The 7,525-nt window shown below is 58.1% G+C and carries 9 protein-coding genes and 1 pseudogene; 4 read left to right on the forward strand and 6 right to left on the reverse strand.

Features of this window, described 5'->3' with window-relative positions:
- The 3 genes and pseudogenes from FY112_RS38610 to FY112_RS16460 all read left to right on the forward strand — a co-directional run.
- A pseudogene (locus FY112_RS38610) lies at window positions 1-128 on the forward strand (fatty acid hydroxylase family protein); the annotation flags it as partial.
- A 964-nt stretch (window positions 129-1,092) separates the two neighbouring features.
- Complete coding sequence (locus FY112_RS16450) at window positions 1,093-1,518, forward strand: VOC family protein (RefSeq protein ID WP_017956977.1); 426 nt, start codon at window positions 1,093-1,095, stop codon at window positions 1,516-1,518.
- 447 nt (window positions 1,519-1,965) lie between these two features.
- Window positions 1,966-2,307, forward strand: coding sequence for a hypothetical protein (locus tag FY112_RS16460; RefSeq protein WP_168260233.1), 342 nt, complete (start codon window positions 1,966-1,968; stop codon window positions 2,305-2,307).
- Here the strand turns inward: FY112_RS16460 and FY112_RS16465 are convergent.
- The 5 genes from FY112_RS16465 to FY112_RS16480 all read right to left on the reverse strand — a co-directional run bounded on the left by FY112_RS16465 (window position 2,277) and on the right by FY112_RS16480 (window position 5,278).
- Complete coding sequence (locus tag FY112_RS16465; protein WP_026158237.1) at window positions 2,277-3,389, reverse strand: Fic family protein; 1,113 nt, start codon at window positions 3,387-3,389, stop codon at window positions 2,277-2,279. The genes FY112_RS16460 and FY112_RS16465 overlap by 31 nt on opposite strands.
- Entirely contained in the window at window positions 3,337-3,477 is a 141-nt protein-coding gene (locus tag FY112_RS36775; RefSeq protein WP_017956975.1) for a hypothetical protein, read from the reverse strand. The genes FY112_RS16465 and FY112_RS36775 overlap by 53 nt, the downstream gene beginning before the upstream one ends.
- A gap of 245 nt (window positions 3,478-3,722) precedes the next feature.
- Complete coding sequence (locus FY112_RS16470; RefSeq protein ID WP_150131674.1) at window positions 3,723-4,445, reverse strand: hypothetical protein; 723 nt, start codon at window positions 4,443-4,445, stop codon at window positions 3,723-3,725.
- A gap of 297 nt (window positions 4,446-4,742) precedes the next feature.
- On the reverse strand, window positions 4,743-5,036 hold the full coding sequence (locus FY112_RS37865) for a hypothetical protein (RefSeq protein ID WP_245372608.1): 294 nt from the start codon (window positions 5,034-5,036) through the stop codon (window positions 4,743-4,745).
- 38 nt (window positions 5,037-5,074) lie between these two features.
- Entirely contained in the window at window positions 5,075-5,278 is a 204-nt protein-coding gene (locus FY112_RS16480) for a cold-shock protein (protein WP_017956972.1), read from the reverse strand.
- Window positions 5,279-6,021: 743 nt separating this feature from the next.
- On the opposite strand from FY112_RS16480, the gene FY112_RS16485 reads away from it, so the two are divergent.
- On the forward strand, window positions 6,022-6,882 hold the full coding sequence (locus FY112_RS16485) for an SH3 domain-containing protein (RefSeq protein ID WP_094087965.1): 861 nt from the start codon (window positions 6,022-6,024) through the stop codon (window positions 6,880-6,882).
- Window positions 6,883-7,156: 274 nt separating this feature from the next.
- Here FY112_RS16485 and FY112_RS16490 read toward each other — a convergent pair.
- On the reverse strand, window positions 7,157-7,525 hold a 369-nt coding region (locus FY112_RS16490; protein ID WP_181018230.1), incomplete at its 5' end, for a helix-turn-helix transcriptional regulator.

A 7,525-nucleotide genomic window follows, 5' to 3' on the forward strand; every position in this document is an offset into this window, starting at 1 on the left:
CCATCGCCACAGAAATCCGTTTCTTCCAGCGCGCGGGGCAAGCTGCCAAGGCCACGTGCGGCATAAGCCCCATAAGCGGAAAACCTGCCTCGCCGCAGGGGCTGTCGGGCCTGGAAGAGCGCCGGTAGCGCAAAGCTGGCATCGCTCTGTTGTGATAAGCGGCAGCTTTCGGGAATCCACGAACTAGCCCCGATTGACAGAAATGGGTCGATTCCAGCCGCCGCTTCCGCTCCAACAAACCCGGGTTCACCGCGTTGATGTGGAGCCGATCGCAAGGCCGTTGGAAAGGCCCCCTTCATAAATACCCGTGCAGAAACCTATAGCCGATAAACTGTCGCCCCCCGGGCTCAAACATATTAACATGCTCGGTCGATACGCATTCACACTGCCGGATTTGTCGCACGCGGGGAACTCCGACCGCTGCGCGATCCGTCAATCCCAGATGGGCATGACGCGTGAAATCCTTTATCTGCTCCGTTGCTTCTCAGACCCCTTATCGTCCTTAGCCGACGTCAATAACACGTATTAGGCAATTGCTTTTTAAGACTTTGCGGATGGGATGGAGGCATGACAAAGCCCCCGAAACCCAAACCGTAAACGTCGTGGATGCAGTTCTTTCGCCGCTTGCCGGCTTCGGCGGCCCGCGCCGTGGGGCCTGTGCGTCCAAGTTATCCGGCCGCAATACTCGACGCTAAAAGCTGCAGTTGACCAAAGCTGATAAAAGGCGAGTCTGATCGACAATGCCGCCTTTACGGACGTATCCTGCCCATCACAGTCATTCGGCCCGAGCGCTCGGGATAAGAGAGCCTTGAGACGTGACCGCGCGCCTTTCCGAAACTCGAAGATTGCCGGGAACAAGAATCTTCGCCGGGCGTAAGAAGGCTGGACTGTGCGGAGTTTCGATCATACCTCATTGCCTTGATCCTTCCGGTTCTGTGCCGCCCACTTCTTCTGATTGCGATTCCCCAACTCGCCCCGCGTCTGGCGGGGCTTCCTTCTACCGTGGGCTATGGTGCGGCGGATGTATTCATTGCGGCACGAGCCATTCAGATCTTATTCTAGGCGTGCCTACAATGAACTGGAGGAAGGTCCATGAAGCCCAGAATCACCGTGTTGACGCTCGGCGTTGCTGATCTTGAGCGATCACTCGCCTTTTATCGTGATGGTCTGAAGCTGCCCACGAGAGGCATCGTAGGCAGCGAATTCGAACATGGCGCCGTGGCCTTTTTCGATCTCTTTGGCGGGCTCAAACTGGCGGTTTGGGCTCAGGAGGACTTGGCCTATGATTGCGGCCTGGCGAAAGCGCCGACCAGCAGTACCTCTTTTTCGATCGGTCACAACGTGTCGCGGCGCGATGACGTGGATGAGGTCATGCAACAGGCGCGCGAGGCTGGCGCGGAGATCGTCAAGCCAGCTGAAGAGACTTTCTATGGCGGTTACGCGGGATATTTCACGGATCCCGACGGGCACCTATGGGAAGTCGTTTGGAATCCGGAGAATCTCCCATCGGAGATCTGAGCCGTTTTCCTCGATGCTCAGGGACATGGTCTGGCCTCCGGCACTTCCTTCGATACAGACAACTACGCCCGGAGCGGCAAGCTGGGTGTAAGGGTTAATTGGTAGGCAGAGTCCCCATTCGATTTGGCCGTCATCGCTTGACGATTTACGCGAGATCAAGCGCAAAAGGTTTCGCGATCGTGAATTGCCGGACTACGACGGCTACTACAGCACGGTTGCGAACGACATTGCGCAGGACCGACTACTTCCCTTGATCTCGGCCCGGATGATATCCGTCGCAGGCTTCTTCGAGAACCGTGTGGCCGACAGGGCGGCCGGCCTTGCGTCAGACGAGTGATAGAACGGCCCCGTCTGCTCGGAATAGCTTCAGCAGCCGATACGCCGTTGCTGGGCTCAGCCGAAGCTCGTCGGCAAGTTCTCGCATCTGGGCTGTCGTTGTAGGGCCGGGTGCTCGACGAGATCGATCTCGCCGTCACTGTCAGGCCACTCGGGGCCATCTTCCGCCTCGAGCACGCGCGCGACGGATTCGAAGAGGACCGGGAACGTTATCGCCAGAGGTTGGCGGAGTACCAGCGGCGGCTTTCCTCCTACCAGTCGCGGCAGGCCGGCACCTTTGCCTTTGCCGACGAACTGGCTGAGAAGCGTGGGAAGTTGCGCAGGTGGAGGAGGCCCTGGCGCAATCCGCCTGCGATAATGCTGGGGCGCGGAGTATTGCTGCCTGATCCACTTTTGCTGACGCAACGCCTCGGCCAGCTCGCCTATGTTTCGGTTGCGAGATTCAGCCGGTAGCGCGTCGCCTTGCGCTCGCCGGTGCGCAGCAGTGCGCCCTTCTCGACCAGGTCGGCAAGATCGCGGGTTATAGTCGAGGGCGGAGCGCCTGTGATCGTGGCGTAGTTGCCGGCGCTCAAACCCCCGGTGAAACCTTCAGGACCCTCGGCCAGCATGCGAAGAAGGACCTTCTCCTGTCGCTCGTTCAGCGCGCCACGCAGCCTATCCATAAGCCGTGTCTTTTCGATCAGGAAGCGGACCAATTCGTCCGCGGAATTCTGGGCTTCGAGCGCCCGATCCGCGAACCATGAGAGCCAGTCATCGATAACGAGCGTGGAGCTCGCCGCCTCCAGCATCGCGTAATAGTCCCTGCGGTGTCTCAGCAGCGATTTCGATAATGCGCTGAAAGTCGGAGTCGAGATCGCTCGTGCAAGTGCGCTTTCGGCGATCGCACGGCCGATACGGCCGTTGCCGTCCTCGAAAGGGTGGATGCTCTCGAACCACAGATGCGCGATGCCGGCGCGGGTGACGGCAGCAAGCGGGTCCACCCCTTCCGGAGAGGTGTGTTCAAGCCATTCGAGAAGCCGGCTCATCTCGACTGCTAGGCGCTCGGATGGAGGTGCTTCGAAGTGTACGCGCTGGCGGCCGAAAGCACCGGAGACGATCTGCATCGGTTCGTCATGACGGCGATAGCTGCCGATGTCGGCGATGTCCCGGCGGCCATTCATCACCATCCGGTGCCATTCGAACAGCCGCTCCTCGGTGATGGGGTCAAGTGGGTGGCGGTAGAGGTCTGCCATCATCTCTGCAATGCCTGCCTCTGCCGGACTGCTGCGGAGAGGTGCCGCAGACAGTCCGAGTTGCCGCCGAAGGGACGATTGAACGCTGTCACGGTCGAGGACTTCCCCCTCGATGGCTGATGTGCTCAAAGCATCGGAGCTGAGAAGCTCGATCACGACGTCCTCGCGATCGTTCTTCCCGAGATGGCGCATGGTGCCGACCGCGATAGCTGCATTCTCCATGGATGCCAGCTCCCTCTCCCGCAGAAGCTCAGGGTTCCACTCGAACTTCGGCCACCCCGCCAATTCCCAATTCCACGCCATGGGCGATAAACTCCATATTTATCGCCCACAATGCCGCAATAATCTGAGCGATAAAAGCAATTTTTTCGCTCATCACGCCGAGGGCCATTCAACGGGGGCGCGTCGGCGCGAATCACCCGCGGCGCTCGCTGTGATCCGCTTCGCGCGCCCACTCGCGATCGGACTTCCGCTCAGCGAGGAACGGGCAATCGCGCATAGGCACCTCGATTATTACATTGACGGACTGTGCGCCCGGCAAGGAGAGGCCTATGACGACAACACGCGCTAGCGTCTGGGGAAAATTGGTAACAATGAGTATCTTACGCGAAAAGACGTCCGGTACGAATTTGCGTGCTACTGCGAGTGTTTTTCGAGGTAGCCGGCAATCAGCGCATCGGCCATGGCATTGGACCGATTGACCCGATCGACTAATTCACCCATGCGGTAGGTGGTGTTGCGCGGAGTGCAATCGGCCACTGTTGGCGGTGTGCGGTGATCTGCGGCAACGCGGCGCTCGAGATCAGCTCTGTCCTCCGCGGACATGAAGTCCGGTAGCAGATTGACGGCCTCAAGATCGACTCGATAACGACCACCATGGCACACGTCAGCATAGCTCACATGCCGGTTTGCCTCGGCAATGGCGTTGAGCTTGTAGCCGGCAATGCCCTGCTTGATCTGCTCGAGATCGTCCTTTTGCAGAAGCCCCTTGACAAGTCCCAGGTTGCCTTCGTCGAGTTCGGTGAAAGTCAGGGGCGGCAGATCGCTGTCCGGCCAGAGCGCCGACACGATCGGGCGGGTTGACAGCAGCCCGATCGATACCAGGATTTGAACCAAGCACACCACAATGGCAAAGACGGCCAGGATCGGCCGTAGTCTTGTGACCCCCGGCAAGGGACGGATGGACCGCATAGCCAACACAATGCCAATGACCGCCAAGATCAGTCCCAGAAGATTGAAGCTATCCTCGCGGACACGCACGCCGTTGACGTCTACTGTATTGGTCGATCCGACAAACAACAGGAAGGGCAGTAGCCCCAATAGAACTCCAATCGCTGGTGGCGCGAGGCGTGTGAACATTGATGCTCCCTATTTGAGTTGTGGCGTCATCCAAGGCGGTGTGCCGTTGCCAGAAAGGCAACCCCGTCGGAAATCAGGTCCTAACGACTGACCAGTTCGACAATGCGCGTCATGTATTCAGTGTTTCTCGCCTTGTAGACAACGTCCCGGAGTGTTTCGTCTCCGTAGGCATTCTTATTCGTCAGGTGTCCGTTGTAGGGGCCGACCTTGCTCAAGGTCGTGCCGTTGCGCCAGACGAGCATAATGCCGTCTTCGGCGTCCCATGCACATTCAGCCTCCATCACGACGTACCAGTTGTCATCGTCCCCCCCAGCCCTTCCTGAGGGTGAGCGGTCCGGGCCTGATGCCGTTCCAAATCTCAACAGGGGATGCAGGGGCCCCCATTTCCTCATCCAGCCATTCTGGCTCTCCGGTTTCCGCGTAGAAATCCTTGTAGCAAGCAAAAACATGCCGCGAGTCAGCTTCCCTGTCAGCACTGGCAAGCGCAAGGAACGCATTCAGAGCAGCAATGGATTTGGCATCATCACGATCGGCTTCCTGGGCTAATTCAACCTCGGCATCATCAAAATAAGGAACGACGATGGTCGCCATGCGTATCTCCATAGCGGCTCGAAACGTGACCTGTCAGACTAAATCACGCTGACGTTCTCGGCCTTCGATTTCCCAGTCTTGCGGTCCTGGCCTACCTCGAAGCTGACCTTGTCACCTTCTCTGAGCGAGTTGCCGCGCTGCAGCGAGGACACGTGAACGAAGACATCCTGTCCACCATTTTCCGGCGTGATGAAACCAAATCCCTTGTCATCATTAAAAAACTTAACAGTACCCGTAGCCATGACGATCCCTCATGAATTTCCAGAGCCTTTGACTCCGTGACTGGTTTTTACAGTGCGATCGCTTTCCCATCAACCGCCAACACCGCAATAGCGGCGGAGAGACATATTTCCCGTAAGCTCAGCAAAGCGATGTTTATCTGATCCTCACGAAGCAAAGTCGGTAATGACCTAGAGGGTCGTGATATTGCCGAATAGAATTTCGAGGCCTGCTCCGCCAATCGGGGTGTCCAGCGCCATGCGCGACGTCCTGTTGAATTCCTTCCTGGTCTACGCGGCGAGGTCGAGCGGTCGGAGCCACTGACATCGACGAATTACTGCAAGTGACTCGGACTTCAGTCCGATGGTAGTCAGCAATCCGTCTGCTACTTTCCGTTCCGCTGAGCCTGCAAAACTCAGCACGAAAAGGGTGTCTGCCCCTGATCCGGAGCACCCTTTTCAACTCATTTTCAGCCCATGACTCTCGGCACCGCTGGTACGCGAGCGTCAACCTCCCAATTTGATCACAGGGCATAGGCAATTTGTCGGAGATTCTTGCGTGCAATGGTGTTGCCCGTGAAAAAGCCCCGCCACGTGGCACGGCTGAGTTCGCATGCAGCAAAAGTGGATCGTGAAGATTCGGTGCTAAAGGCGGGCGGTCGGCCGACTAACGAATCTTACTTAGGAGAAGAAAACGGACAAGTTGACATTGCAAGCGCGGGAATTCCGAGTCACTCTTCAACCCAGAGGCAAGGGCGACGCCCTTGATGGGGATCGATACAATGCCGCGACGCCGCCGCGGTTCTTCCAAAGCGCCCAAGCTTGGCGGACCAATATTAGGGTTTTTGCTTATCGTCGGTGTACTTGGAACGATCTTCGGCGAAAAACCGACGCAATCCGTTTCCGCGCCGCCGGTTCTCCAGTCGCCGGACTCCGGTGGCGCGGCGGCTCCACAGGACAAAATACATTTAGACCTGGCTCTGGGGGTCGGACCTGCGCCGGGTGAGGCGCCTCCCTCAGGTAATCCCGGCACCAATCGGATTGCGCAAGAGGCAGACGTATCAATTGCAAAGGCTGAAGCGCCGGCAACCACAGAGGGCCCTAACAACAAGGTTCAAGGCTCTGTTTTCCCGAACAACAACACCGAGGTATCGCGGTTCATCAAAGGGCGCGGAGTGGCGTTGCGCGATGGTCCAGGGAAGCAGTTCGGTATTCTCGACCGATACGATGCGGCGCGAGAAGTGATTTTGTTGGGTTCGAAAGGCGAATGGGCGCAAATCAGGGACAAGCTTACGCAACGCGAGGGCTGGGTATCGACGAGCCTTCTGAGCGATAGGAAACCAAAGCAGCAAGCCGAACCGGAAGACGGGAACCGAGATGATCCGCCGCGAAAGCCGACGGTGTCCGCACCGCAAATCTCGGACGCGACAATCGTTCAGCGAATTATTGCTCAATCGCTATCCATGTACCCCGGTTCGTGTGCCTGTCCCTACAACACGGATCGAGGTGGACGGCGCTGCGGGAAGCGAAGTGCCTACAATCGGGGTGGCGGCTATGCTCCGATTTGCTTTGCGGGAGATATCTCGCGGGAGATGATTGCAGCTTTCCGTAAGCAGGATGGACAGTAGAACAACAGAAGCCGAACGGTGCGCGCAATGCTCTCGCGCTGCGACTCCTCTAATGAAGAAGTGAGGAATACGGGATTGCCGCTCCCCCTCGTCAATGTCGCTCTGAGACAAAAAGTGGCCCGAGCGTTTGTCGTGCTCGGGCCTAGGGAGGTTGGGTTCCCAGGATCACCTATCACGCCGGAAACATCGTCATTCGATCGGATGATGAGTGCCTGAATACCTGAACTTGCAGCATCGGTTCCGGTCAGACCATCGTGGCTTTGTTGCCCTGATACTAGACCGGAATCGAAGCGACTAGGCGCGCAAGAGCAGCCTGTGACCGGACCCCGACCTTCGCAAAACAGCGTGCCGCATGCGTCTTGATCGTATTCGGGGAGACGCCTAAAGCCCGCGCAATCTCATGAAGGCTCATCCCGCTGCCGATCAGCGTGGCCACCCGCGTTTCGGCTTCCGTCAAATCGCACATCGTCCGCAGCCGTCGTGCCTGAAGCCGAGCTTTGGCTTCCGTGTCGACGATTTGCAAGAGGACGCGCGCGCGGCGGTCGGTTGCGTCCCATGCTGCTGATGACGATGGGGCAAGCGGAGTGATTGTCGCAAGGTAAGGCGGCAAACCTGACGGCCGGATAACTGGGAACGCTCCTCC

This window comes from Rhizobium sp. PEPV16 (genome assembly GCF_008919455.1).
GTDB classification, from domain to species: Bacteria; Pseudomonadota; Alphaproteobacteria; order Rhizobiales; family Rhizobiaceae; genus Rhizobium; species Rhizobium leguminosarum_Q.